22 protein-coding genes, 1 other RNA gene and 1 pseudogene are annotated in these 25,790 nt (G+C 42.0%); 8 read left to right on the top strand and 16 right to left on the bottom strand.

The genetic code is table 11. The features are described 5' to 3' along the window. Positions 1-37: 37 nt before the first annotated feature. The 3 genes from MSMAS_RS15050 to MSMAS_RS15060 are packed head-to-tail and all read right to left on the bottom strand — an operon-like array spanning position 38 to position 2,854. The gene (locus MSMAS_RS15050; RefSeq protein ID WP_011033788.1) at positions 38-676 is read right to left on the bottom strand and encodes a DUF447 domain-containing protein; all 639 of its coding nucleotides are present in this window, start codon (positions 674-676) and stop codon (positions 38-40) included. Beyond that, the gene (locus MSMAS_RS15055; protein ID WP_011033787.1) at positions 673-1,728 is read right to left on the bottom strand and encodes a triphosphoribosyl-dephospho-CoA synthase; all 1,056 of its coding nucleotides are present in this window, start codon (positions 1,726-1,728) and stop codon (positions 673-675) included. The genes MSMAS_RS15050 and MSMAS_RS15055 overlap by 4 nt, the downstream gene beginning before the upstream one ends. Next, positions 1,715-2,854 carry a methanogenesis marker 9 domain-containing protein gene (locus MSMAS_RS15060; RefSeq protein WP_048046757.1) on the bottom strand — a complete coding sequence of 380 codons (1,140 nt, stop codon included), beginning with the start codon at positions 2,852-2,854 and terminating at the stop codon, positions 1,715-1,717. Before MSMAS_RS15060 ends, MSMAS_RS15055 begins: the two co-directional genes overlap by 14 nt. A 386-nt stretch (positions 2,855-3,240) precedes the next feature. Between MSMAS_RS15060 and rnpB the strand changes: the two genes are divergently transcribed. Continuing rightward, positions 3,241-3,601, top strand: an RNA gene (gene rnpB, locus MSMAS_RS17960) — RNase P RNA component. A 110-nt stretch (positions 3,602-3,711) separates the two neighbouring features. On the opposite strand, the gene MSMAS_RS15070 is transcribed toward rnpB, so the two are convergent. From MSMAS_RS15070 to MSMAS_RS15115, 9 genes are all read right to left on the bottom strand, one after another. Further along, the gene (locus MSMAS_RS15070; protein ID WP_015412129.1) at positions 3,712-4,881 is read right to left on the bottom strand and encodes a geranylgeranyl reductase family protein; all 1,170 of its coding nucleotides are present in this window, start codon (positions 4,879-4,881) and stop codon (positions 3,712-3,714) included. 376 nt (positions 4,882-5,257) lie between these two features. Next, positions 5,258-6,256 (bottom strand): NAD(P)/FAD-dependent oxidoreductase, encoded by a 999-nt coding sequence (locus MSMAS_RS15080; protein WP_011033782.1) that lies wholly within the window; start codon positions 6,254-6,256, stop codon positions 5,258-5,260. Between the two features lie 166 nt (positions 6,257-6,422). After that, complete coding sequence (locus tag MSMAS_RS15085) at positions 6,423-7,046, bottom strand: DUF116 domain-containing protein (protein WP_011033781.1); 624 nt, start codon at positions 7,044-7,046, stop codon at positions 6,423-6,425. Then, a complete protein-coding gene (locus MSMAS_RS15090) occupies positions 7,039-7,674 on the bottom strand; it encodes a DUF116 domain-containing protein (protein ID WP_011033780.1) in 636 nt (211 codons plus the stop codon). Before MSMAS_RS15090 ends, MSMAS_RS15085 begins: the two co-directional genes overlap by 8 nt. A gap of 110 nt (positions 7,675-7,784) precedes the next feature. After that, a complete protein-coding gene (gene hdrD, locus MSMAS_RS15095; RefSeq protein ID WP_048045886.1) occupies positions 7,785-9,014 on the bottom strand; it encodes a dihydromethanophenazine:CoB--CoM heterodisulfide reductase subunit HdrD in 1,230 nt (409 codons plus the stop codon). A gap of 1 nt (position 9,015) precedes the next feature. Next, positions 9,016-9,795 carry a dihydromethanophenazine:CoB--CoM heterodisulfide reductase subunit HdrE gene (gene hdrE / locus MSMAS_RS15100; RefSeq protein ID WP_011033778.1) on the bottom strand — a complete coding sequence of 260 codons (780 nt, stop codon included), beginning with the start codon at positions 9,793-9,795 and terminating at the stop codon, positions 9,016-9,018. Between the two features lie 641 nt (positions 9,796-10,436). Then, positions 10,437-11,111 (bottom strand): nitrite/sulfite reductase domain-containing protein, encoded by a 675-nt coding sequence (locus MSMAS_RS15105; RefSeq protein WP_011033777.1) that lies wholly within the window; start codon positions 11,109-11,111, stop codon positions 10,437-10,439. Positions 11,112-12,105: 994 nt separating this feature from the next. Then, positions 12,106-13,182, bottom strand: coding sequence for a right-handed parallel beta-helix repeat-containing protein (locus MSMAS_RS15110; RefSeq protein ID WP_011033775.1), 1,077 nt, complete (start codon positions 13,180-13,182; stop codon positions 12,106-12,108). Continuing rightward, positions 13,146-14,420 (bottom strand): C39 family peptidase, encoded by a 1,275-nt coding sequence (locus MSMAS_RS15115; RefSeq protein WP_015412121.1) that lies wholly within the window; start codon positions 14,418-14,420, stop codon positions 13,146-13,148. The genes MSMAS_RS15110 and MSMAS_RS15115 overlap by 37 nt, the downstream gene beginning before the upstream one ends. 691 nt (positions 14,421-15,111) lie before the next feature. On the opposite strand from MSMAS_RS15115, the gene MSMAS_RS15120 reads away from it, so the two are divergent. The 6 genes from MSMAS_RS15120 to MSMAS_RS15145 all read left to right on the top strand — a co-directional run bounded on the left by MSMAS_RS15120 (position 15,112) and on the right by MSMAS_RS15145 (position 20,514). After that, positions 15,112-15,309: a 4Fe-4S dicluster domain-containing protein gene (locus tag MSMAS_RS15120; RefSeq protein WP_011033773.1), complete on the top strand. Its 198-nt coding sequence runs from the start codon at positions 15,112-15,114 to the stop codon at positions 15,307-15,309. A 30-nt stretch (positions 15,310-15,339) separates the two neighbouring features. Next, the gene (locus MSMAS_RS15125; RefSeq protein WP_015412120.1) at positions 15,340-16,098 is read left to right on the top strand and encodes an RNA methyltransferase; all 759 of its coding nucleotides are present in this window, start codon (positions 15,340-15,342) and stop codon (positions 16,096-16,098) included. A 126-nt stretch (positions 16,099-16,224) separates the two neighbouring features. Beyond that, on the top strand, positions 16,225-18,330 hold the full coding sequence (locus MSMAS_RS15130) for a minichromosome maintenance protein MCM (protein WP_011033771.1): 2,106 nt from the start codon (positions 16,225-16,227) through the stop codon (positions 18,328-18,330). Between the two features lie 146 nt (positions 18,331-18,476). Beyond that, on the top strand, positions 18,477-18,767 hold the full coding sequence (locus tag MSMAS_RS15135) for a DUF424 domain-containing protein (RefSeq protein WP_011033770.1): 291 nt from the start codon (positions 18,477-18,479) through the stop codon (positions 18,765-18,767). Positions 18,768-18,897: 130 nt separating this feature from the next. Further along, positions 18,898-19,521, top strand: a complete 624-nt coding sequence (locus MSMAS_RS15140) for a hypothetical protein (RefSeq protein WP_011033769.1) — start codon at positions 18,898-18,900, stop codon at positions 19,519-19,521. A 30-nt stretch (positions 19,522-19,551) separates the two neighbouring features. Further along, the gene (locus tag MSMAS_RS15145; protein WP_011033768.1) at positions 19,552-20,514 is read left to right on the top strand and encodes a coiled-coil protein; all 963 of its coding nucleotides are present in this window, start codon (positions 19,552-19,554) and stop codon (positions 20,512-20,514) included. Between the two features lie 14 nt (positions 20,515-20,528). Here MSMAS_RS15145 and MSMAS_RS15150 read toward each other — a convergent pair. Further along, positions 20,529-21,962 (bottom strand): annotated as a pseudogene (locus MSMAS_RS15150) (IS66-like element ISMma14 family transposase). 353 nt (positions 21,963-22,315) lie between these two features. Between MSMAS_RS15150 and MSMAS_RS19970 the strand changes: the two are divergent. Next, on the top strand, positions 22,316-22,537 hold the full coding sequence (locus MSMAS_RS19970) for a pentapeptide repeat-containing protein (RefSeq protein ID WP_394296885.1): 222 nt from the start codon (positions 22,316-22,318) through the stop codon (positions 22,535-22,537). Positions 22,538-22,596: 59 nt separating this feature from the next. Here the strand turns inward: MSMAS_RS19970 and MSMAS_RS15165 are convergent, their stop codons facing one another. The 3 genes from MSMAS_RS15165 to MSMAS_RS15175 all read right to left on the bottom strand — a co-directional run bounded on the left by MSMAS_RS15165 (position 22,597) and on the right by MSMAS_RS15175 (position 25,777). Further along, a complete protein-coding gene (locus MSMAS_RS15165) occupies positions 22,597-23,175 on the bottom strand; it encodes an S-layer protein domain-containing protein (protein ID WP_011033767.1) in 579 nt (192 codons plus the stop codon). 25 nt (positions 23,176-23,200) lie between these two features. Then, positions 23,201-24,178, bottom strand: coding sequence for a biotin--[acetyl-CoA-carboxylase] ligase (locus MSMAS_RS15170; protein WP_011033766.1), 978 nt, complete (start codon positions 24,176-24,178; stop codon positions 23,201-23,203). Between the two features lie 117 nt (positions 24,179-24,295). Further along, entirely contained in the window at positions 24,296-25,777 is a 1,482-nt protein-coding gene (locus MSMAS_RS15175) for an acetyl-CoA carboxylase biotin carboxylase subunit (RefSeq protein ID WP_011033765.1), read from the bottom strand. Positions 25,778-25,790 lie beyond the last annotated feature (13 nt).

Below are 25,790 nucleotides of genomic sequence, written 5' to 3' on the forward strand. Positions count from 1 at the left end.
TTTTCTAAAAGAAGACATCCTGAAAGTAAAAGAAAAATTAAAGTCCGAGAGCTTCATAAATCAGTTTCATAGCTTTTTTTTCAGCATCTCCTCCACATTTGGAAGCCAGGGACTCATAGTGCCGGATCAATTCAAGATATTTTTCTTCACCGGTCAACTGGTAACGGGTTGCATGGACTGTAGCCTCAAGCACGGCATTGAACCCCCTGTTGGGTACCGGGAGCTCCTTTATGTTGCGCTCATTAAAGCCAGCGTTAAGGGGAACAAGATCAGCAACAAGGGACTGGTCAGTGTTTCTAAGATTAATGCACTCAAAAACGACCCAGGCAATGGCTTCTTTGAGGACAGGAAATTTAAACTCGCCTGCATCAACATATTCAAATTCGGAAGGCACAAGGTCGGAGAAGGTCGAGCGTACAAAGAGAATGGGGTCGTAGACAACGTTTGATGCGAGGCACTTCTCTTTAAGGACGTTTTCCCAGGTGTGGCTGCCTTTGAAAAGGCGTACAAAAGGTCTTTCGCCCTTCATAACTATGCCTATGGGAGCAGCATTGGGGTGCTCAAATCCGGTGCTTGCGATGATCTCGGAAATTCCCTCCCTGATCCCGAAAGACGAGAGGTCAATATCATGATACTGTTTTTCAAACCCCTGGCGATCAGACAGGAACCCGATCAAAATCTCAGGCCTCCAAGAAGGGCAATAAAAAGTGCTGCAATAATGATATCTGCCGTAGAACCCGGGTTGATCCTTTTATCCAGAAGCTCGGAATCAAATTCCTGTATTCTGGGAAGAATAGAAGCAAAATCTCCTGCTTTTTTCCCTGAAATTTCCCAGCCTGAAAGAACCTCACCTGCTCTGGAAGAAACGTAATCTGCAGTTTCGGCGTCAAATTTGGTCTGGATAAAGGTGTCCCTGTGTTTTGAAAGCAGTTTAAGGAAAGTGTATACCACAGCCTCATTGATCCCTGTGCCCGAACATATGGAAACCGAGCCTCCTGCCAGAGCTTCTTCCCGGCAGTTCCGTGCATCCATGAAATCAAGAATGATTTTTGCTCCTTCAAGGCAGCGCCCGAAACCTGATGTCCATTCATTTGCGATCAGGTCATAGCCCTTTGCAATTTCCATAAGGGAGTAAAGGGTAATATTCTGATTCCTGAGGTCGGAAGTTGCTTCAGGGTCTTCAAGGTCAAATTCTTCAACGCTGTTTACCCTTACCCCTGCATGCCCGAAAGCCCTGTAGAACTCAACAGCATCTTCACAGTCCGTTTCCCGGACAAAAGCATGGGCATGGGAAGCAAGGTTCTCAAATTCCTCTGCCTCGATCCGGAAAAATGTTTTTCCACAACCGGGTTGCTCTCCCTGTTCTCTAGAAATTTCACCTGCAGCCATTGCCAGGGGGATCAGGAGTAAAAAAGCCCCGAAATGAGTGTTTCCTCCCTGCTGCCAGGCAGAACTTTCATAAACTGCACTTCTGAGAAGCTGTCCTATCCGTCCCGTGCTTTTTGCGGCAAGCTCAAAGACAGGATATACGGCAACTGAAGAGGCAACAAAATGTTCAAAACAGGTGTCTGGATAATTATGTTCCCTGTCAACGTTTCCCGGTTTAGGGGAAGCTGATACCTCAAGCAGCATGGCAAGCTGTGCACAGCGTGCGATCAGGCTTGGGGCAGGGCGTTCTCCCCTCCATTCAGGGTTATGGCAGGATAAAACAGTTTTATCTGGATTCATTTACCGGAATCCTGGCATTGTCAAGGATATGTTTTGCCAGCTTCTCTTTAAGCTTCATGTATTCTGCGTCAGAGAGGTCTATAGTGTTCAGCACACCGTCCCTGATCCAGCAGGGCTTTGTAATCTTGCAGCACCAGACCAGGCTCCCGAAACAGGTGTCCTCTCCGAATTCAAGCATTGTGCCCCTGGCAAATTCCAGTTTTGTGCGGGCGAATTCTTCTGCGGTATATCCCAGCTTTTTGAATTTCGCGTGCACAGGACAGGGTTTTACCGGAAGGCAGCAGAAAGCCAGTCCTCTGAAGTCCCCTTCACTGCAAACGTGTTTGGGAGCATTATACCAGCCTATTGACTGCTGATAAGAAGTGACACTTTCTACAAGTTCCTTTATCAGGTCTGAATTCTCCATGGCTCCCCTTGCAACGGATACCATGTCGGCTCCCCGGGAGAACATCTCCTTTGCAGCGGCAAAATCAGTGATCGAGTTGTTGCCTATAAGAAAGAGCCTTGTAGCGTCCCTGTAATTTGAAATTGCATCAAGGTCGGCTCCAAAGCCTTCAAGCATGGCGTCAACATGGATAATATCAGCTCCTGCCTTATCAATAAGCCTGGCAAGTTCGACGTCATTTACCACGTTTGCCCTTACCTTTACGGAGAGAACAACTCCGGTCTCTTTTATTGCCTTTATCCAGGCAGAGAGCCTCGGGAGGTCATGCAAAAGAGCTTCTCCTATGCCGGATTCAAGCATTTCAGGCTGTTTGCAGTGGGCATTTAATTCAAGAATTGCGCCTTCTTCCTTTACAAGTTTTGCAGCTTCAATCAGGGGCTCAAGGGTAGTGCTCCTCACATTTACCGCAACAGCACTTCCTGAGTTTACCGCCCGAATTTCCTGTTTTATAAGCTCCAGAGGTTCATCGGAAATGAACTCTTTCCTTCCCCGGGCTACGAGTTTTGATGCAACTTCCATCGACCCTTTATCAAGGTTGAAGGCTCCAAGCACTACCAGCCCGGCATCGCCTGCATACTGGTTGGCAAAAGCACTGTCTGCAATTCCTGCCATTGGAGCAAGTGCAATAGGATTTCTAAAACGGACATAACCAGTATACAAATCAAATAGATAATCACTCATGTTTTACCTCTTAAAAATAAGCGTGGAAATGAACACAAAAATGATAGTTATAGTCAGATATTAAACTAACGAATCTTTTTAGGCTTACGAGAACTTATTTCAAAGAATTCTCGAGGATGTGAAATACATATTATTTCACGATTATAATACTTATATATTAATATTTGGGAACATATCCGGCACACAGGAATGATATAGAACAGATGAAAGAAGTGACCCCGTCCGATCAAGAGCTCAAAAGACCGAAACTGGCAGAAAAATTAATTGGCAGTTGACAAAAAACTCTTATCGGGAGTTCATTTAAGTTCATTTTTACCTGTAGAAATATCATCCCATAAATATATATAGGTTTAAAAAATAGATAGAGCCAGAAATCAACAACATGCGAGAGAGGCTGGACGGCTTCCGGACCTTCAGGTCTGAGGAAAGTCTCCCCACCGCTCCGGACACACGAACATCTGTAAAGGATGTCGGGCGAGAGCACGGGCCCTGGCACAGAAACGATAACCATCCCCTGCAAATGCGATGATGCCATAAGCTGAGGTCGCAGGGAGAGTGGATGAAACGGCGAATCCTCGTGGGTGCAAGTTGGAAATCGGGAAGTACGAGCAGTCCGGAATCGTCCCGGTTGGTTTTGGTAACGCTTAGCCGAATGCCGTCGCTGCAAGAGTCCTCAGGGACCGTTTCTTACACTGCTGGGTGCAAGAAAGCTTTGCAGTAACAGAAGGGAGCTTACACGCCTCACTCGCACTCAATATCCTTTTTATGCTCATGTTTTTTTCAAAAGTTATCATTCTTTTTTCAAAAGTTATCATTCAACCTGTTTTTTAATTAATTTTTGATTTAATGCCTCTAAATTACTGATTTTTATCCTTAATGGACTTTATTTTAGATGCAGGTTCAGAAAGGCTGAAATTGAGCAGCAACCACCTGACATAATCTTTGTGGCTTCTATTTATTACAACCTCCTCCAGATATTTATCAATAATTTCCTTCCTGCTAAGAGCAAGCCTGAAAGAAGTCTCAGGGAAACGGTGCATGGCTTTTTCAAGTTTAAGGGAACTGGAGAGGAAATTACCGAACTCTTTCCTGCAGCTGGTTTCATACTCTTTAAGGTCGCTCAGTTTCCGGTTATAAAGTACGATTTCGGCTACATTTTCCGCTGCAAGCTGCCCTGAGCGAATAGCATATGAGATGCCTTCCCCTATGAAGGCGTCCACAAAACCTGCTGCATCCCCGCTCAGAAGAATCCTTGAACTTATGGTTTTTCTTTTAATTCCTCCAACCGGGATAATGTGAGAATGGACCTGAAAATCTCCTGAAAAGCCATTTGCCTGTAAAAAGTCCTGCATAACAGCCTTCGGGTGCTTAAGATGCTCGGCTGTTCCCACGATTCCCACAGAATAGTGTTCGGAATGGGGAAAAATCCAGCCATACCCTCCGGATGCGATTCCGAAATGCATATCTATCGCATTTGGAAAACGCTTTCTTATTACTTTATCCCTTTCAGGAATTTCGGAAACAAGGGCAAGGTCATATTCCGTTCTCCGGTCTTTACGCTTCCTGACACTGTATTTAAGCACGCCTTCAGATCCTTCCGCAATAAGGACAAACTTTGCAAGGTAAGTGTTCTGAGAAGTTCTAACCTCAACGCACTCTTCTCCTTCCTCACAATCAAGCACTTTTTCCCCAGAATGAATGTCAATGCCGGTTTCTCTTGCTTTATCAAGCAGGAAATTGTCAAAAGCTTTTCTTGAGACCAGCAAAGCTATTGAATAATCTTTTTGCATTTCAGTGCAGAGCTCCCTGAAATGAACCCTTATCCTTGAAATATCCTTTTCGATCAAATACTCAGGAAGTTTGAAATCCAGGCACGAAAGCGCGTAAGGAGATAGAGCTCCTCCGCAGGGCTTATACCTCGGGAAATTTTCTTTTTCAATCAGGAGGGTTGAAATTCCTGCTTTTCCGGCTACTCTTCCAGCAGAAGCTCCCGAAGGCCCTCCACCTACTATAATGAGATCATACATATCCAGAACACCTGTGCTTAAAGATGAGAAGCATGCCATTCATAGACAGCATCAAACGGACGATATACCTCACAAAGTAGATTGGCGTGGAAAAATAAAAAGATAAGGGAAAAGAAAAAATCAGGAAAAAACCTGATAAAACTTTTCTTCAGAAGAAACTTCCATCCCTGAAAGCTTACTTTTTTATAAAAGAGAGTACCGGTTTTCCCTCGGTTACATGATGGTGTGTGAAGAGAAGGTCCTGAAATTAGCAAAGTCAGAGGATATGGAGAATACTGAACCAGATAGTCATGCTGACCCCCCTGAAACAGGGCAAATTCTGGAGATATGCTGTCACCCACTACATGAATTTGATCTCCAGTATCATAATCTATAATCATCTGCAAAGAATATTCAAAATTTTAAGAGGATTCTTACTTAATGTAAACATATAATACTGCAGAGGATACGCCAGAGGGCCCGCAATTTCGGAAATTCGTCTATTTCTGTTTGAATGCTTCATTTTATTAATTAAATGTTCCTCTACCAGGTCGTTATATGATTCGTTATGCATTATGCTTCTTGCAGCAAGATTCGCGCTCTGAAAAGCGTATCTCATTCCGAATCCCCAGAGATAGTCCTGAAATCCTCCTGCTTCTCCGATGAGCATTGCCCCGTTCTCATCATAATAATTGTTTTTTATTTCAAACTGTCCATAACCACCAAATTTTTTTCCGGCAGCAACTTCTTTTTTATCAAGAAAATCCGAAAAATAGTTGACTGTGTTTTGAAGGAACTCTTCCGAACGATGGGTACTCCTGCGCTCATAAACGGTTGCAATCGTTCCGTGCCCATTTTTGGTCAGGAGATAAGAGTAAAACCCTCTGGCTATATCCTGTCCAAAAGCCATATGATAGCCGATCTCGGATCTGGTATTGAATTTGATTCCCCTTACATAGGCAGTTGCCTTTTTGGGACCGGTTGCATTCACTTTAGCAGTCATTTTCCTGTCCTGCCTGTAATTAAAGTGAATTTTCGCTCCCAATTTTTCAGCCTGTTCAAGTAAAGCTTTATCCAGGCAGCCTTCTTTGCTTCCCCTCCTTACCAGATAACAGCCGTTTTTTACACTGGCAGTTTTCATTTTATCCGAATAATGCACAGATAATTCCGAAATAGGCTCATAATCAAAAGACAAATCGATGCCATATGATTCTATCTGTTTCAGGACATCGATTTTTTCAGACCAGTTTTCTAACCCCTGCCAATCGTCGTTGAATCTTTTACCAACATAACTGCCCTTTTCATAAATATTAACTTTATAGCCATTATTACGGAGGATTATTGCACAGGCGAGGCCGCTTATTCCTCCTCCTAAAATATTAATTTCTTTGTCCATCCAAACACCTGCAGAGACTGGGGTTCTCAAATATTTATATTTATTTCGTTTTAGCTATACCTTATATAGAAATTAATTTATTGATGACAATCTGGTTCAGGTCAGGAGTCTAAATACTAAAAAAGAAGAATAATTAAAACAGGGTTAAAACAAAAAGTTAAAAAAATCAGTTCGTATTAAATTCCTCAAACACCTTAAGAACATTATGGTAATTCACCTCTGTTCCGAAACAGCCGTCTCTCTCCATAGGAATTCCATAGGTAACCACTTTCTTGTCTTTAAGAGCGCGCATGACTTTATTAATTTCGTAATCGCAGGCGATGAGCAGGACACCATCTGCAGATTCCATTTTCAGGATATTTTTAACAAATGAAGAGCCTGTCACGATGAAAACCTTATATCCGTATTTTTCAGCGTCTTTCTTTAAACGGGTAAAAACACACTTTCCACATAACTTGCACTGGATCCCTGTCTGTGTGGAGTAAGCAGGGCAGTCAAGGCTGCGCATGCAGTGAGGAGCGAGAATGACCCTTTTTTTCGTTTTAGCAAAAGCAGATTTATGGGCCCTGTTTTTCAAGGAAGACATCCATTTGTCCAGGACACGGGTATCTGAAAATTTGAGAAAAATCTGCCTTAGAGGCAAATAAAAAAAGTCAAGTACATCTGCATAAAAGCCTGCCAGAAAAACACTACGAGTAAGGCTCCTTCGACTGACCAGCAGGGCCACGCCTGAAAGAACGAATGAGATAACAACAATAATAAGGAGAACCTTACCTATAAGATTATACATTGCACATCTCCATTTTTTGAATTATCTCTTCAACATTTGCCTCGGTATTGAAGCATCCGTCTTTGAGAAGAAGTACACCCTGAACAGGGACAAAAGAGGCTGCCTGCATATTCTCGGAAAGCTCGTTGTAACAGGCAACTCCGAGACAGGCTTTTGGATTATATTCTTTAAAAATCTTTTTAACAAAGCTACCGCCCGGAACCACAAAAACCTTAAAATTACATCTGTCAGCCGCATCGCAGAGTTTTGCGATATCACAGAGACCGCACTTTTTGCACTCGTAACCGTGGATAGGATCACATCTTGCCTTACAATTGGGGTGGCGCAGGCACTGAGGAAGGAGCAGGATTTTCCTGCCTTTGACACGAATAAAATCATCGCACATAACAGCGTTTCTTACATCGATAAGGATATCATCCACAAGGGTATCTCTTATCCGGAAAACTCTGCAGATCCATTTTGAAGGGGAATAAAAGAGATAAAGTGTGAATAATACGAATCCCGGGAAAATGATTCTTTGTTTTTTAAAAGAATAAGCTCCGATAAGAAGGGCAAGTACGGTACCTGCAAGAGCGAAAAGTAACAGGAATATGAATACTTTTCCGAGAAATTCGTAGGGAATATGCATGTTCAGGGGAGGGTGATATCTGTATTTAAGTTTTTCTGAAAAATAAAAATAGCAAAAATATGAGGAATGAAGATAAAGGACTGAAATCAGCCCTTTATCTCTTTCACTTCTTATTTAGTCTCAAGTCCGAGAGCTTCTGCAACAAGCTCTATGACATCCTCGACAACCATGTCAACTTTGAGTGAGTCACGGCCGTCCATCAGATTTCTCTTACAGAATGGGCAGCAGCTGGAAAGGATATCTGCATCGGTTGCAACGGCATCCTTAACCCTGGATTCTGCGACTCCCAGAGCGAGATCAGGGATACCTGCCTTCACACCACCGCCAGCTCCACAGCAGCGCTGGAATTCTTTTACCCTGTCCATTTCGACAAACTTGACGCCAGGAATGTGTGAAAGCACATATCTGGGTGCATCAAAAACACCTACATGGCGGCCAAGGTGGCAGGGGTCATGGTAAGTGACTGTCTTGTTGATGGACTTTTCCCATTTGATTTTGTCCTGCTTGATCAGGTCCGCGAGGAACTCTGCAACGTGGACAACCTCAAACGGCAGTTCTTCTCCGAGAAGCCTAGGCCAGTCAACCTTGGAGGCACGGAAACAGCCTGCACAGGCATAAAGAACTTTTTTGGCACCCTTTTTCTTGAGTGCTTCGACATTATGCCTTGCCAGTTCACGGGGCACATCATCGACATGAACCTGACCTGTCCTGATAAGGGCTGAGCCGCAGCACCATTCCTCTTCACCAAGCATGGAAAACTTAACGCCAAGCTTGTTAAGCACACGTGCAGTCGCAAAGGCTAAAGCGAGCTGATTGTACCCTGCAGTACAGCCAGTGAAATAGACAACATCTGCTTTGTCTTCGATTTTCACGTCTGGTGGGACCCAGTTAAGCCTGTCTTTCTGGTCCTTCATGTAAGGGTTATGGTACTGCCCGATAAGTTTCGGGAACATGTTCTGCTTCCCAAAAGGACCTATCCCTTTCTTTACAAGGTTTGTCCTGAGGGCTTCCCAGAGTTCAACAGTGTTAATGCCTGATTCACATACGGTTGCACAGATACCACAGGTGGTACAGCCGTGCACGTCATCTTTAAATTCTTCAAGTTCAGACTGGGGGATTTCAGTAGGACCGAAGAGTTTTGCTTTAATCCCGTAGGATTTGTTCATGAACTGCCTCCAGCGCAGGATCTTATCCCTGGGTGCTAACCCGGGCTTCTGGCCGGAAGCTGCATAAGTTGGACACCATTTTACACATTCACCACAGCGGGTGCAGGAGTCGAGCTCCATGAGCTGGACTGCTGTAAGGTTTTTGGTGTCTATTGATGGAGTTTTTTTTGCCATTTTATTCTCCTCCCTTATTTGCAAGGATTGCAAGCGGGGTGGCGATTACATGTATATACTTGCTGTATGGGATATATGCGATACAGAAGAGCAGGGAGATCACAGAGTGGAAGAGAGCTGCCGGAGGTGCTGTTACGGGATCGAGTCCGAAGCCCCAGATGATTCCGGTTCTGATACCGTCGGCAATAAAGCCGGAGATGGTGACTATGAAAACTCCTCCAAGCAGAACCCAGTCATACATAATGGAAGCTTCCCTGACTTCAGAAACAAAGAGCCTTCTTACTACTGCAATCATGACTCCTATAAGCAGGATATAGCCGAATATGTAGTTCGGAAGAGATAGCATCTCTCTAAATTCGGCAGGAGTAAACGGAAGTTCAATTCCGATCTTTTCGGTCATTTCGACTGCAAACATCAGTCCTGACAGAGCGAAAAGGGACATCCAGCCTGCAAAGATAGTAAAGTGCATGAACCAGCGAATAGGGCTTCTTTTAAGGATTCTTCTCTGGAAAAAGATGTCAAGGATGAGAACCTCTAAAATGGGCTTTCCATGGTGATGAGATTCTGCTCTGACCTGTGCCCACCAGGTTTTTAAGAACCTGATCGCGCTTCCTTTCTTTCCTGTTGGAGGTTCGAGAGCGTAACCTGTCACTCCTGCCCCCCATTTCTGGAAATTACCGATCATACCGTATAAAAAAATTACAACAGCTATAGCGCTGAGTATCATTATCTGGACAAACGTAAGACGAAGTGCGTCCGAGAGTCCAGAGAAGTATGCCATCTCACTGCTAATAGTTTATTCCTCCTATATATGGGTAAAAACTGAGAACTGATACTGCTTTAGAATTATTATTGATTACAGAATATCAACAATAGCAAAGACATGTCGAGAACCGTAGCGACTGTCTGTATAAGGTTTGAATAGTCTGTTAGTCTTTGTATCTATTATATTTAAACGTTATCTTTATAACACAATACATCGAAAAGCTCGCAAGAGCCACGAAAACAGGGTAGCATTAAAGCCATTTGAAAGGAAAATAAAAAGAAAACTGGAAAAATAATGATAAAATTATAATACAAGAATTATAAATCTATTTATTGAAACTCTTCCCGACGAAAAATAGAAAATATCAGCATTAGAAAGCTCAGAGAATTCAGAAAAAAGAATGTACATTCCGAAATTTGAATAATAGAGCGAAAAAAAGCTGGAGAAAAGGAATTCAGATAAAATTTTTTCAGATAACACTTTTGAATTCCGCTTGAGAACAGAGTTCTTTTCTAAAATAGAACTACCCCAGCTTTTGTACGCAACTATCCAGCTTTCATTTAAAATTACTTGCTAGATAGGACTGATTAGAACAGCTATTTGAGATCGACTCATATGAACCGATTTAACCACTGTCCAGTAATATATAGGGCTGCTTACAGCCCAACTCCTTCTTTGAATTTCTCAATTCCTATTTCATCTATCATTGCGCCAATCCGTTTAGATTTTCCATATCCTTTATAGAAGTTGATTATCCTCTCAACAAGATCCAGAACCTGTTCTTCGGAAAGGTCCTTTGCCACAACTTCCCCTAGTCTCGGGCGTGGCCCTGCATTTCCCCCCACGCTTACATTAAAACCCTTTGCAGTACCCACAATTCCTACGTCTTTTATGATCGTTTCGGAACAGGAATTTTGACATCCTGAAACACCCATCTTGAATTTGGAAGGAAGCTGCATACCATGGTACTTTTCATCAAGTTTCAAACCAAGCCCTACAGAGTCCTGCTTTCCCCTCTTGCAAAAGGTAGTTCCGGGACAAATCTTGACGCTCCTGACGCAGAGCCCGATAGCTGCACCGGGTTTCATGCCGAGTTCACCCCAGGCTGAATCCAGGTCTTCCTCCTTAAGTCCCACAACTGCAATTCTCTGTGCTGAAGTAACTTTGAGAGCTGCAGCCCCATATTTCTCTGCAATGTCTGCCAGCTTTCTCAGGGTTTCGGGATAAACGATCCCTCCGGGAATGTGCGGAGCAATAGCATAAGTTTCCCCATCTCTCTGTAAAATTGCAGCCTTCTCAGGAAGGTCCCCCTTAACATATTCTTTTGTCATGCTTTTACACTCTCCATGTTAATAGTTCAAGTTTGTTTAAGGATCTAATTATCGGCTAGCCTGAGCCCTATATCCGGACATCGGAGCAAAAACTGAGTTGATGAACAGGCTGAGTTCCCGAACAAACTTTAACCCGCGAATAAACGGATATGGAAACCTGTTTTAGCCCCAGTAAATTAGACCCCTTACATAACCGAAGAACCTCAATAATCCGGCACCCTTCCGGATTAGAGGAATAAAACTTCTGGACCCATAAAGAGGACACCAGATCAGAGAAATATATGCTCAAAACAATATAAATTGTTCTCTTTCTTAACTTAATACAATTTTTACGGCGTAACAGTTTAAAATCTGCCCAGGATTGAGCATCAATAGGGACAGTAAGTTTGATTCTGTGATCTCTGCATATCAGTCCCTTCAGTAATTGCGCAGGTTTCGACTTGATCAGCATAATTTAGATTCGCCCATCTGTGCACCGGCATCCACCCACAAACCCGCAAGTACACGATTTCGCGCATATTTGTGGGGCTTAAAGCTTCAATGATCAAGTCATCCCTGTAAAATGTGATCTCTCCGGCGCTACGCAGGACGTGGATGTCTACCTGTTTTCTCACTCGCTCAGCAAATCCTAATTTTTGCCCAATGTATATTCTCGCATGAATTTGGCTCTATCCTGAGTTATATAAATACCATCTGACTATCTTAATCGATTGCCATCATAGAATTATGATCTGGCTGTCGTACCGAGTCCCGAATATAGACTTGAAAATGGGTTTCAACTTGCTGGCTTGATGATCTAGACAAATTGGGAGGATTTGACAGGACGGAGTGAGGACTGCTTGGATGAGCTGTGAAGAAGTTCGAGATTTCTGGCAGGTTATGGCAGACTAGCCCATTTTTCAGCCTGCCAGCTGGGAGCACAGCGAAAATATGTTTTTTCCGGTGGAAGTGTACCACGTCACTCGTTGCGACTGGTAGACTAAGTAATTATTGTTTAAACCCAAAAATCTTCGGATCCAATTTTAGGAGTTATTGGTTCGTCTGCATTATCTATTTCGCCTTCTAATGTATTGTTTGTGCTGTTAAAACCATAGGTTACTTTAATTTCAGTATTTAAACCTCCAGTGTTACCTTGCAATGTGTTATTTTGAGAATGATAAATTATAACTGAAAACGAATATCCACCTTTTACAATAATGTTATTAAGAACTTTATTATTATTTGAATTAATAAGACTGAGGCTGAAATAGTTATCCAGAATCGAGTTATTATTTAGCTCATTGTTAGAAGAATTAGTAAGGTTTATACCCTCCCAGTATTTTAATATAGTATTATTTATTAACCTGTTATTATTTGAATCTTCTAAACAAATTCCTCCTATTCCTCCTCCTCCATTATCTAATTTGGCAATTAGTCCAAAACAGGAGAAATTATTGTTACTTACTTGGTTATTAGTAGAATTGTTTAAATAAATTCCAAAAAAGTTGTCATTTATTTCATTATTATCTTGAGTATTTCTGTTTGAATTATTAATGTAAATGCCATACATATTATAACTTAATTTATTTCCAGTTATGTTACAACCAGACCCACTACAATAGATGCCAGATTTATTCTGTGATCCAGTTATATTAAAGCCACTAACCGTTACGTTGTTTGCAGTAATCTTAAATACATCTCTCTCTGGGTCTGCAGCCTGAATTATCGCGTTTTCATGCTTCCTTTCCTTCGAGATTATACTCAGAGGTTTATCGATAGCCAAATTTTCTTTATATAATCCCGAGTAAACAGTAACAGTACCACCGGAACAAACATTGTCTATTGCCTGTTGTATTGAATCTCCCGAATGTACATCAATATTTATCGAGCTATTGTTAATATTTTCAAAAGATTTTTGGGGATATATGCAATTACCATTTGTATTGAAAATATATAGCATTGAAGCAAAAAAAATTAACAATAAGACGAATGTTAGTTTTATATTGATTTTTTTAAGTGGCATAATTATCTCTTCTTTCAAAAATAAATGGGTGATTAAGGTCTCACCCATGTTGCTGTTGAACTGTTCCAATTTCCAAAAGTAATGTAATGTTCACTTGAATCCCATCCATCATGAAGGTAAGCATAAACAGTTGTACCCGAGATACCATAACCTACACATGTAACAGAATGGTTTTTATATGCACCAGTATGTCCGCTTCCAACCCCGCCACCTTGCATACTCAAGACAAATGGTCTAGTGGTATTAATTTCTGACATGAGTTCAGATTTAGTCAAGGTATAGTCATTTACAGAATTAAAGTTCGAATATCCATGATTATCACAAACTGTATTTATACCATCATCAATTTTGGACACGGATGTACTATAGTTATAAGTTCCCATCGCTGTTGCTAACTCCGACATTAGTGTGTTACCAGTTGGAAAGTTTGGATATCCATTCCCGTCCCAATACCCCAGAACCATACCACCCGCAGTTGGAGCGCAGCCATAAGTAAGCGCGAGATAATAAGGAACACCAGATATTTTTTTATAATAACCAACCGCTTGAGTTGAGTAAGTACTTTCTGTACTTGATACTGTTCCTATCTCATCACTTTCCTCTACCACTTGGTCTTCTAAATAATTCCATGCTTCTTCGATTTCATCACTGTTAACAGTTTCTACTTTAACAGTTTTTACTTTATCTTTGCTGGTGTTAGAAACATTTTCAGCACACTCGATATTTGATGTAACGAGATCTACAACAACTTTCTTTTTATTTCCGTTTTTACTATCTAGAAGACTGTATTGAGTATAGTAGAATGTTGCACCTTCATAGACAGGCACACTTTCCTCAACATTCAGTTTATTTTTGTTTGCATAGTTTTCTACTTCGTTTTCTGATTTCTCGACCATTGTAGAGATTTTAGTTGGGAGTTGCCCCTTTGAGAATTCAAGGATTGGATATTTATCTTTCGTGGCAGATGTAATTATGTAGCCATCATATTCGCTATTTTTCATCACGTCAAAGGAATATGCTGTGATATTTCCTTCCAAGTCATAAAATGTAATGTCAGGCTCAACAACTGCATTCTCCCATCCCGATAACTCAGGTATTGTTCCAGAAAGTTCTACCAGATAAAAAGCTGCAATTTCTTTTGCCATATCTATACTCAGGGTTGTAGATGTTTGTTCGTTGATACTTACTGGGAGTTCATTTGTCTCTGCATAGGCAATAGAACATGAACTTATTAATAAAATTCCCATAAGTATTATAGTTCGTGTTAATTTACTCGTATTAGATAATATTCTGCTTCTTGCTTTCATTTCTTTCCACCTTATTTATATTCACGGAAAGGCAAGAATCAGCAAACTTTAATAGTCATGAAGTAGCATATTTCTTGCCTTCGGGTATGTGGGGTTCGGTAGAGTTTGAGACCTGTATTGAACCCCGCATAACATTCACACTTTGTGATTTTTTAGTTATTCATTATATAGTTTCTGTCCATGCTCTCAAACAATCAGCTGGCAGAAATATTTACAGATTTGTATATAGATCTGGAATGAATGCATGAAAATTAGTCGAGAGTTTGCACAAAAACTATATAAAGATCAGATAATAGATTGTTACTTTTATCGTTTTTTAACATACTTTATGCACAATATTAAATACTACATATAGTGTTTTCCAACAAAATTCACTTAAATATTGCACGAAAATAGCATTTTTGACGTTTTGATCCTTAGCCAAATCCAAATGTAGATTGTATGTGTACACAAAGATCTGGAAAAATAATTAAAATGTTTATCCCTCAATTAGCCATTAAGTTTAACCCTTCCAGATAAATTTCACAGCGTAGTCTAATATATAAGGGAAATGAATAAGACCTCTTCATATTTTAATGAAGAATCATAAAGAAATAAATAGAAAATCATACTGAAAAGGATAGCAAAATATATTAAAACAAGAATATTATAAAATATTTGAAATAATACAACCGGATGGAAAATAACCGGCATGAAAATTTATATTGATGAAGAAAAATGTACAGGTTGCGGAGCATGTAAGGCTGCATGCCCTAAAGGCCCGAGGGTTTACTCCATTGAAGAAAAAAAAGGTAAAAAGGTCTGTGTTGTAAAGGACCCTTCTTACTGTCTGGGGTGCAGGATGTGCACGACTGTCTGCATGGCAGATGCAATTACCCTTGAAAACTAATTCTAAAAAATGCGTTCAGGATTGAGAAATTTGTCATTAAATATTCGAGTAGTGCTTGTAGAACCCATGTACCAGGGAAATGTCGGATCTGTTGCAAGAGCCATGAAAAACTTCGGATACTCCGACCTTGTCCTGATGAACCCCTGCGAACTTGAAGGGCAGGCAAGGGCAATGTCTTCTCATGCCAGGGACGTGCTTGAAGGGGCAAGGATCGTTTCAACCCTTGAAGAAGCCGTAAAAGGTGCAGACCTGCTTATAGGGACTACAGGAGTCTCAAGCCTGAAAACCGGAGAACATATACGCCTCCCTCTTTATACTGTAAAAGAGGTCAGAGAAAAACTTAAAGGATGCAGCGGCACTATTGCACTCCTTTTCGGGCGTGAGGACAACGGCTTCAGCAATGACGAACTGAAAGGATTTGATATGCTTGTCACGGTCCCAACTTCGGAAATATATCCGATTATGAACCTTTCCCACGCAGTTGCAATCGTGCTTTACGAGCTATCCGGACTCGAAGGAGGAAGCAATCCTCTTGCAGACGGCTTTGACCTCCAGCTCCTTTACGGGCATCTGGACGAGCTGCTTGAAGAAATAGATTATCCGGCTCACAAAAAAGACAAAACTTCCCTGATGCTGAGGAGGATATTAGGAAGGGCAGGGCTGACTCCGAGAGAAGTACAGACTCTCAGGGGCATAATAAGGAAAAGCGAGAGAAAAATGAGGCTTGCGTCAGGAGTTGAAACCCTGCAAAAAATAGAAGATCCGGGAAGCATAGAAAAGTTCATATGATAATAAGCTGTCTTATCAGAACCTATTATATCTTATACGTTTTTTTACTTTTTTAAAATCGTTTTCATGTAAAAACAACCTGATCGAAGATAGAAATTTTCATAAAAGCCAACTTTTGAGAATGTTATGACTGAAACAGAAAGCAAATGGGACGAGAAATTAAAGAGATTCTTTAAAGATTATTACTGGAATGAAATCCTTCAGCTGGCAAACGAATACCCGGACCAGCGTAGCCTTGCAGTTGATTTCACGGATATAGAAAAATTTGACAGGGATCTTTCAAGGGAATTTCTTGAGCATCCCGGAGAACTTATATCCGCAGCTGAAGCCGCTCTGAAAGAAATTGACCTGCCTGTAGAAAAGAACCTTGAGCAGGCCCATGTAAGGGTCATAAAAATTCCTAACAGGATTCCTATCAGGGAACTGAGAAGCAAACACCTCACACGTTTTGTTGCTATCGAGGGCATGATAAGAAAGGCAACAGAGGTCAGGCCAAGGATCACAAAAGCTGCCTTCCAGTGTTTAAGATGTGGGCACCTGACCATAGTGGAGCAGAACAGTTTCAAGTTCGAAGAGCCTTTTGCAGGATGTGAAGAGGAGACCTGCGGGAAGAAAGGGCCATTCAAGGTTTCAATTGAAGATTCAACTTTTATCGATGCCCAGAAACTACAGATCCAGGAGTCCCCGGAAAACCTGAAAGGAGGGTCGCAACCCCAGAGCCTGGAAGTGGACTCTGAAGATGACCTTACGGGGAATGTTACTCCGGGGGACCGTGTTATAATCAACGGAGTCCTGAAGTCAAGGCAGCGCACCCTCAAGGACGGGAAATCCACTTTCTACGACCTTATACTGGAAGCGAATTCCATCGAGCGCCTGGACAAAGATTATGATGAGCTTGAAATATCTGCCGAAGAAGAGGAACAGATCCTTGAGCTTTCCCGTGACCCGGCAATTTATGAAAAAATCATAAGCTCCATTGCGCCCTCTATTTACGGATACGAGGATATCAAAGAAGCCCTTGCACTCCAGTTATTTTCAGGGGTTGTGAAGAACCTTCCTGACGGCTCGAGGACGAGGGGCGATATCCACATGATGCTTGTAGGTGACCCCGGAATTGCAAAAAGCCAGCTTCTCCGTTATGTTGTCAAACTATCTCCAAGAGGCGTCTTTGCTTCAGGGAGGAGCGCGTCTGCGAGCGGTTTGACTGCGGCTGCCGTAAAAGACGACATGAACGACGGCAGGTGGACGATAGAAGGCGGAGCACTTGTCATGGCTGATATGGGAGTTGCTGCAGTTGACGAAATGGACAAGATGAGGACAGAGGACAAGAGTGCCCTCCACGAGGCAATGGAACAGCAGACCATAAGCATAGCCAAAGCAGGGATTATTGCAACTTTAAAGTCCAGGTGTGCCCTTCTTGGAGCTGCAAATCCGAAATACGGCCGCTTTGACCGGTATGAAGGGCTTGCAGATCAAATAAATATGCCTCCGGCTCTGCTTTCTCGTTTCGACCTGATCTTCGTTTTGCTCGATACCCCAAACCATTCCCTGGACAGCAGGATAGCAAACCACATTCTGCAGTCGCATTATGCGGGAGAACTCTCCGAGCAAAGGCAAAAACTTCCAGGGTCTACAATTTCTGAAGAATTTGTTGATGCTGAAATGGAAATAATTGAGCCTGTTATTGCACCGGAATTTATGCGGAAGTATATCGCATTTGCACGAAAAAATGTTTATCCGGTAATGGAAGAAGATACAAGACATCACCTTATTAACTTTTATACGGACCTCAGGAGAAGCGGAGAAGGCAAGAATACGCCCGTGCCCGTAACAGCCAGGCAGCTCGAAGCGCTGGTTCGCCTCTCCGAAGCCAGTGCACGTGTCCGCCTCAGTAATATAGTCACCCTTGAGGACGCAAAACGGACCATCAGAATAGTAATGAACTGCCTTAAAAACGTAGGAGTCGATCCAGAAACAGGAGCTCTTGACGCAGACATACTTGCTTCGGGTACAAGCATGAGCCAGAGGAATAAAATAAAACTCCTCAAAGACATAATAAAAAAAGTCAGTGATAGACACCCGGGTTCCAAAGCTCCTCTTGAAGAGGTCTATGCAGAGGCTGAAAGCGAGCACGGCATAGATAGAGGACATGCAGAGGAATACATAAAGAAGATGAAACAGAGAGGCGACATTCTTTCTCCGGACCAGACCCATATCAGGCTCATTAATTAAGTCAAAAAACAGCGGATTCTCGCAACTGAAACTGTTACTGTACACCAGGAAGCTCCCGAAGGAAAAAACAGTGTACCCGCAAACAAAATAATGATGGTTAAGCTGTAAATACTAAAAGGGCGAAATAGTATTCAAAAAGGGGAAATATGTATCTAAAGATCTATAAAAATGGAGAGCACGTGCTTGTTGCAGCCTGTGATGAGGAGGTGCTCGGAAAAACCCTGAAACATGGCAATACTATGGTAGAAATAAACAGAGCTTTCTATGAAGGAGAGCCTGTATCTGAGGAAGAACTGGAAAAAGCTCTGGAAGAAGCTACCACTGCAAACCTTTTCGGGGAAAAAACGATTAAATGCGCTATTAAATGCGGGCTTATCGATCCGGACTCTGTGATCGTTATAGACTGCGTACCTCATGCCCAGGTGTTTAGAGTTTAAAAAGCCTTGTGACATTTAAACAGGTACTTTAACTGTTAAGAGGGTGGGCAGTCCCGGTTGAAGTCTCCGGACAGCTCTACCAGTCCAAATAAAAAAAGCCTATAAAAAGAAACTACAGAATCGTGATACTGTGAGCGGAAACATTGAAGAAGCCGGGATCAGAATACTGCCAGAAGGGGAACTGATCTCCAGGGTTGTAGAAAAACATAAAAAGTTTCTGGAAGAATATCGGAAAGAATTTGAAGAACTGGACAGCAAGCTGAGCCAGTTTGAAGAAGATGCAAAAAATGCAAAGATTTCCAGAACCCGGATAGCAGAGCGAAAAGAAGTCCTGAAGGAAAAGAGACAGCAGTTTTATCATCAGGTAGAAGGACTGCTCGAAAAGGATCTCTTCCCGAAGCTGGACCCTGTAACTGCTGATAAAATAAAGGAAGACATTAAAAAACTCAAAGGACAGATCGAACCCGAAGAAGAACAGGATCTTAAGAACTCTTTTATGAAAAACCTGGGCGAACTTATCAAAGAGAAAGAGACAGGAGAAAGCCTTCTCCAGCAGGTCAACGCCAGATTGGACGAAGCCGGCAGCTCAAATATTGAGCTGAAGGAAATAAAAGAGTCTGAAAAACAGCTTGAAGAGGATGATGGAAGCAAAAGCAGCGAAATTTCCAAAAGCAAACCCCAGCACAAATGGCTCAGCACTAAAATAAAAAGTCATGAAGAAGCCCTGAGTTACTGGGAAAAACAAAAAGCATGAATTGTTTCGGAAACACGTGGGTGGTAAGACATGAACAACGACGTTTCAACAGCAGAAACTGCAACGGCCGACCTTTCAAACCTTAATGAACGGGAGCTCAAGGGCAAGGTTAACGAGCTCAGGAGCAGGATAGAGAAAAGCGAAAGGCAATTGGCTTCGATTTTCAAGGATCTGAAAATAAACAGAACCGATATTGACGAACTTAAAGCAAAGAGAGACACTCTGAACCAGCAGGTAAAGGAAAGGGTTGCAAAAGCGCAGGCACTTAGAGACCGCCGGGATGAAATAAATAAACAAATTGGGGAATACAAAGAGAAGAGAAGCGGGATCAATTCCAAAACCCAGGAACTTTTTTCAGGGATTGCGGAGCTCAAAGAGAAGCGTGATGAATGTAATAAACTATCCCATGGAAGTGTTGAATCCCTTTCAAAAGCTTATGAAGCTGAACTTGACGCCCTGTTTAATAAAGAACTCCCCCTTGCAGTTGAGATAAAAATAATGCAGAAGCTGGATGACCTGAGTAAACGCCTTGATGCCGCAACGAAGGCTAACGAGCTTCATTCGCAGATCCAGGAGAGTTATAAGGAATCCAAAGGTATTCATAAAGAAGGGGACGAGTTCCACGAAAAAATCCAGGCACTTTCGGATGAGTCTCAGGCGTGCCACCTGGAAATGCTTGAAAATTTTAAGGCAGCAGATGAGATCCGAAAAGAAGCAAATATGTACCATGCCCAGCTTACCGACAAAATTGCAAATATAAATTCCATTAAAGAAAAAATCGACCCCCTCAAGAACAATATTGCTAACAGTCGGAAAGAACTTTCATTATATCTCGATAAATTAAAAGATCTCCAGTTAACAAAAGATGAGCACAAAGTAAGCCAGAAACACAGCGATGCACGTGAAAAGCTTCAGAAAAATGCTCGCCTCAGCCTGGAAGACCTCAAACTCCTTATAGAAAAAGGAGACGTAAAATTCTCCACAAATGAATAAGAATTGGTAACTGCTCAGAGTATAGTTAACGGCGCTCCTATGAGCGCCGCACGAATACCCTCTAAAACAGGTAAACCGTTCTTTTTTCCTGTAGAAATGTACGCCCTAATTCTGCAGAAAGCTTGCGCTCCCATTGCTTTTCTGAAAGTTCCCGATATTTTCTGCTGTAGTTTCATCATCCTGATATCTCTTTCTGCCTGATTATTATCAAATGGAACTTTCAAATCTGTCAGGAATCTCAGAATCTTTTCTTTGTGTTCTATAAACCTATCCAGCAGATTCCTTGATTTTGTTTTTGGATTTTTACCGCGTTTTCCCTGTTTTTCAGGATTTAGAGAATGCGGATTTTCTTCAAGCGCTCTAATGATAATTGCATCAAACCTTTCTTCCAATGCTTTAATTTGCTCAAAATCAGGTTCTCTTAATTGCTCTTTACACTCATCAGTGTATTTCTTCATCTCAGTGAGCAGTTCATTCATCTCTTTAGCCCATGTCTGTTTATAGTTCTCTTCAATTCCTGTAAGTTCTCTCTGTAAATGAGCGTTACACAGAGCATGATCACAATCATAAACGTTGTAAGGTTTCCATCCATCATGAACTGCTACTCCCTTAAACTTCGGAAGAATTCCCATAGCATCTATTGCTTCTGCTCCTCTTTTTGTATGAGCAAAATAACATGTGTATTTTTCATTAGAAGCTACATGAAGCCAGTGTCTTTTTCCTTCAATCTTCATACCAGTTTCATCAAAATTGATTACAGGCGAGGCTAATAACTTCTCTCTAATAACGTTTTCAAATTCCTCTAAATTCTGGAAACATTCTCTTTCTGCTCTAATTATCGTAGCAGGACAGATTTTTATTCCCATAATGTCTTCAAATAACTCAGAAATTCTATCATAAGGAACAAACTGGTAATTTTTACAGTAAATAGCTGAAGCTAAAATATTAGGGCCATACTGAACCGGATATTTCACTGATTCGGGAAAAACGGCTTTATTCAACTTTCCACAACAAGGACAGGTTTTAATCTGACTTTTATGTTCTGTAACAATTAGATTTACGGGAGGAATGTCAAAGACCTGTCTTCTCTCATAAGCTTCAACTTCAACATTCTCAAGGGTAGATCCGCATTCTTTGCAGCAGGTCAAAGAATGTTCTATTACCTACTCAGGATGATCAACCATATCAAGAGTCGTGCCTGGATGACCTTCCTGACCTCCAGGTTTCTTCCCGCTTGGTTTACGCAGACTCTTGGGATTAGGTTTCTCTTTGACAAAATAATCAGTAGAAGGAGGTCGACTGCTGTTACGACTGTTTTGATTTAAACGAGATTCTAAGGCTACAAGTCTTTCAGTGAGTTCTTTAACTTGAGATTCTAAACTCTCAATGTAAGCTACAATAATTTCAGGATTTGAAGCACAGTAAGAAAGAATCTCATCACGTTTCATAAAGCTAAAAAGGAATCATTTTATATCCAATTTTTCCTCGGAACGAGGAAAAATGTGTAGCCTCGTTAAGGCTACCTGAATAGTTACAAGAATTGAAAAGAAAGCACGAAAAAGCATTGAAAAAGCAGATTTTAAAGTCTTAAAAGGGCTTTTCTTCTTACAGGGAACTTTAGTCCGGGACTCGAGTTCCCAGAAAAATAGATTTATTTTATATGTTTTGACTCGATATAGCTGCTGGTTTCTTTTAACATAACTTTTAACATAACTTTTAACATAACTGTTAACATAATTAGATATTCTATCCGATTTACAGAATTACGAATCATATAACTTACTACATAGATTTCATCAACATAGATTTCATCAACATAGATTTCATCAACATAGATTTCATCAACATAGATTTCATCAACATAGATTTCATCAACATAGATTTCATCAACATAGATTTCATCAACATAGATTTCATCAACATAGATTTCATCAACATAGATTTCATCAACATAGATTTCATCAACATAGATTTCGATTACTTATTACAGAATCGGCTTTTCTTACATATTCTTCTATACTAATCGATTTTTCATCCACATATTCTACTATTACTGATCAGTTTTTTTCATATAATCTACTATTACTTTTTCTTATAAATTCCTGCAAAAATCCCGCTTACCAGAAGAACAGCCCCCATGCTCAGAAGTAAAATGGGCATGTCAAAACCTTTTGCCTGATTTTCAAATACCGGAGGAGGAGAAGAATTATTGTTGGAGTGGTTATCAGGTGTAGTTACCGGTGTCTGAGGCATGGGAAGTCGGGGGTTAAGGTACTGATATACAGGAGAGAACTTTACCAGCACTCCATCCGCTCCGCCGTATATTTTCTCCACTGTGAGGTTCAAAATCTCCGTAGAATTATTAGAATATATAAAAGTGTCACCCTCGCCGACAATAGCGTCTTCAATAGAAGTGTCGTCTCTGCACAGTTCGATCCATACCCTGTTGCCTTCAGAATTAGCGCCTTTTACGTGGAGCTGATAATCCTGCAACAAAGAGTAATAGTCACCTGAGCGTACATAAATCTCGTCCCCATCAATTAGAATAATCGAAAGCCTCCCATTAGATGCTCCTGCGGTGGGAGAGACTGCACAGGCAATGAGAATTGAAAATATAAAAATGACCGGGATTGAAAAAAAAAGAGCTGAAATGAATTTCATTCCTTTACTGCTCTTTTTTTCGCATTTATTTGGGACGCGCATAAATGCATCTACCTGCAATAATTTCTTCCTTAGTATTATCTGCCTTCCTTATGATAAGGGCTCCGTCAGGAGTTACTCCAACCGCCCTTCCCTCTATAATCCTGGAAGGCGTGGTGACTTTTACCTCCCTACCAATTGTATCCGAGAGGGCGAGCCAGTCATTGAGAATATGAGAGAACGGCTGGGTTTTGAAGCTTATGTACTGCTGCTCAAGCTCGAAAAGGAAATCCTGAAGGAAAGAAACCCTCCTGATGTGTTTTCCGAGTTCCACTTTAAGGGTGGTCGAGCCTGCACGGAAAGATTCGGGGATGTCTTTTAAATCCATATTTACATTGATTCCTATACCGAGGACAACATAATCCACCCTGTCTACTTCAGCCTTTGCTTCGGTAAGGATTCCGCATACTTTTTTCCCGTTTATACGGACATCGTTTGGCCACTTGATACGGGCATCGAGCCCCATATCACGGATAACATTTGCAACTGCAAGCCCGGCAACAAGGGTCAGCCTTGAGGCATGCCTGAGAGGGATCCCAGGCTTAAGTATTACTGACATCCATATTCCGCCGTGAGGGGAGACCCATTCCCTGCCCATGCGGCCCCTGCCTCCTTTCTGTATCTCGGCAATGACAAGAGCTCCTTCTTCTTCGGAAGCTGCGATCTCTTTCGCAACACTGTTGGTGGAGCTTACCTCCTCGAAGTAATGAATTTTTTTACCCAGGAGAGTTGTTTTGAGCCCCATCTGAATCTCATCAGGGTACAGGAGTTGAGGAACGGATTTCAGGACATATCCTCTTTTCGGAGATGACTCTATTTCGTATCCATCAGCCTGGAGGGATTTAATGTATTTCCATACCATTGTCCTGGAAATTCCAAGCTTGAGCCCCAGCTCTTCTCCAGAAACCGGAGTCTTTTGCGCATCTTTAAGTGCCTTAATAATTCGAGACCTTTTATCTCCCATCCGTGCACCCCATACAAATGTATATGTTCCACCGTATATATTCTCTTAGTCCAGACATATGGTCATACCCTGATAAGCCGGAAAATCTTTTTCCTCTTTTCCGAAGAGTGAAAAGCATCACCGCTGTGTTTTCTGGGCCATGTTAACATAGGCATGTACAGCGGCCGTGATTGCTGCAACTTTCTTGTCCTTAGCCTCAAGGGCCGAAGCCAGAGTAGCACCTTTCTCACTGTCAGCCTTAACGACGTGTTCCACAGCCTCAAGGATATTCTCCTCTTCGATAAAGCTGGTTGTCATGTCGCCTCTGCGGAATGCAGGGTTCCTCATAACAGCTTTATGGAAAGGGATATTGGTTTTTACTCCAACGACCACATACTCGTAGAGTGCCCTGTCCATCCTGGCGATAGCCTCTTCTCTTTTTCTGGACCAGACACAGAGCTTGGAAATCATGGAGTCATAATAAGGAGAGATTGTATAGCCTGTATGAACTCCGCTGTCCACCCTTACTCCGGGCCCTCCTGCAGAACGGTACCTCCGGATCTTTCCAGGGGAAGGAGCAAAATCATTCAGGGGATCTTCGGCATTTATTCTGCATTCGATTGCATGCCCGTCAATAACTATATCTTCCTGTTCAAAATCGAGTTTGTCTCCCCAGGCGATCCTGATCTGTTCCCTGACAATATCAATTCCGGTTACCATTTCGGTAATTCCATGTTCCACCTGAAGGCGAGTATTGACTTCAAGGAAATAGAAATTCCCTTTAGAGTAAAGGAACTCGACGGTCCCTGCGTTTACATAACCAATTGCTTTTGCAACCTTTACGGCAGCCTCCCCCATCTGCTTCCTGAGTTCCGGAGTCATTATAGGGGAAGGAGCTTCTTCAATCAGCTTCTGGTGCCTTCTCTGGATTGAGCATTCCCTGTCTGAGAGGTAGACCATATTACCATGAGAGTCAGCAAGGATCTGGATCTCTATATGCCTTGGCTCTTCCACGTACTTTTCGATAAATACGGAAGAATCCCCGAAAGCGGAACCTGCCATCTGCCTTGTAGAGCTTAAGGATGTGGCAAGCTCTTCCCTGGAGTGGACAACCTTCATCCCTATTCCACCGCCTCCGGCAGACGCTTTGATAAGGACAGGATAGCCGATCTTTTCTGCAATTTCCATGGCTTCTTCAGGGTCCTCAACTGCGTCCTTTGTTCCGGGAACTACAGGGACTCCGGCTTTCATCATGAGGTGCCTTGCTCTGATTTTGCTTCCCATTTCGGCAATTACATTGCTTGGAGGGCCTATGAAAATAATGCCTTCTTCCTCACAGCGCTTTGCAAAAGCAGGGTTTTCGGAAAGAAAACCGTAGCCGGGGTGGATTGCCTCAGCTCCGGTGTTTTTTGCAACCTCAATGATAGCTTCCATATTCAGGTAGCTCTGGCTTGAAGGGGCAGGCCCTATCAGATAGGCTTCATCAGCATACTTGGCAAAAAGGGCGCTTTTGTCAGCCTCGGAACAGACAGCAACTGTTGAAATCCCGAGCTCCCTGCAGGCACGCATAACCCTGATTGCTATTTCACCGCGGTTTGCAACGAGTACTTTTTTGAACATGATACCTTCCACC

It is taken from the genome of Methanosarcina mazei S-6 (assembly GCF_000970205.1).
Taxonomy (GTDB): domain Archaea; phylum Halobacteriota; class Methanosarcinia; order Methanosarcinales; family Methanosarcinaceae; genus Methanosarcina; species Methanosarcina mazei.

Coding starts and splice junctions, on each gene's coding strand:
- MSMAS_RS15105 (WP_011033777.1), bottom strand. CDS start 11,111: ATGACAAAAGAATATGTTAAGGGGGACCTTCCTGAGAAGGCTGCAATT.
- MSMAS_RS15175 (WP_011033765.1), bottom strand. CDS start 25,777: ATGTTCAAAAAAGTACTCGTTGCAAACCGCGGTGAAATAGCAATCAGG.
- MSMAS_RS15170 (WP_011033766.1), bottom strand. CDS start 24,178: ATGGGAGATAAAAGGTCTCGAATTATTAAGGCACTTAAAGATGCGCAA.
- MSMAS_RS15135 (WP_011033770.1), top strand. CDS start 18,477: ATGTATCTAAAGATCTATAAAAATGGAGAGCACGTGCTTGTTGCAGCC.
- MSMAS_RS15085 (WP_011033781.1), bottom strand. CDS start 7,046: ATGTATAATCTTATAGGTAAGGTTCTCCTTATTATTGTTGTTATCTCA.
- hdrE (WP_011033778.1), bottom strand. CDS start 9,795: ATGGCATACTTCTCTGGACTCTCGGACGCACTTCGTCTTACGTTTGTC.
- MSMAS_RS15120 (WP_011033773.1), top strand. CDS start 15,112: ATGAAAATTTATATTGATGAAGAAAAATGTACAGGTTGCGGAGCATGT.
- MSMAS_RS15145 (WP_011033768.1), top strand. CDS start 19,552: ATGAACAACGACGTTTCAACAGCAGAAACTGCAACGGCCGACCTTTCA.
- MSMAS_RS15115 (WP_015412121.1), bottom strand. CDS start 14,420: ATGAAAGCAAGAAGCAGAATATTATCTAATACGAGTAAATTAACACGA.
- MSMAS_RS15090 (WP_011033780.1), bottom strand. CDS start 7,674: ATGCATATTCCCTACGAATTTCTCGGAAAAGTATTCATATTCCTGTTA.
- hdrD (WP_048045886.1), bottom strand. CDS start 9,014: ATGGCAAAAAAAACTCCATCAATAGACACCAAAAACCTTACAGCAGTC.
- MSMAS_RS15070 (WP_015412129.1), bottom strand. CDS start 4,881: ATGTATGATCTCATTATAGTAGGTGGAGGGCCTTCGGGAGCTTCTGCT.
- MSMAS_RS15165 (WP_011033767.1), bottom strand. CDS start 23,175: ATGAAATTCATTTCAGCTCTTTTTTTTTCAATCCCGGTCATTTTTATA.
- MSMAS_RS15130 (WP_011033771.1), top strand. CDS start 16,225: ATGACTGAAACAGAAAGCAAATGGGACGAGAAATTAAAGAGATTCTTT.
- MSMAS_RS15055 (WP_011033787.1), bottom strand. CDS start 1,728: ATGAATCCAGATAAAACTGTTTTATCCTGCCATAACCCTGAATGGAGG.
- MSMAS_RS15080 (WP_011033782.1), bottom strand. CDS start 6,256: ATGGACAAAGAAATTAATATTTTAGGAGGAGGAATAAGCGGCCTCGCC.
- MSMAS_RS15060 (WP_048046757.1), bottom strand. CDS start 2,854: ATGAGTGATTATCTATTTGATTTGTATACTGGTTATGTCCGTTTTAGA.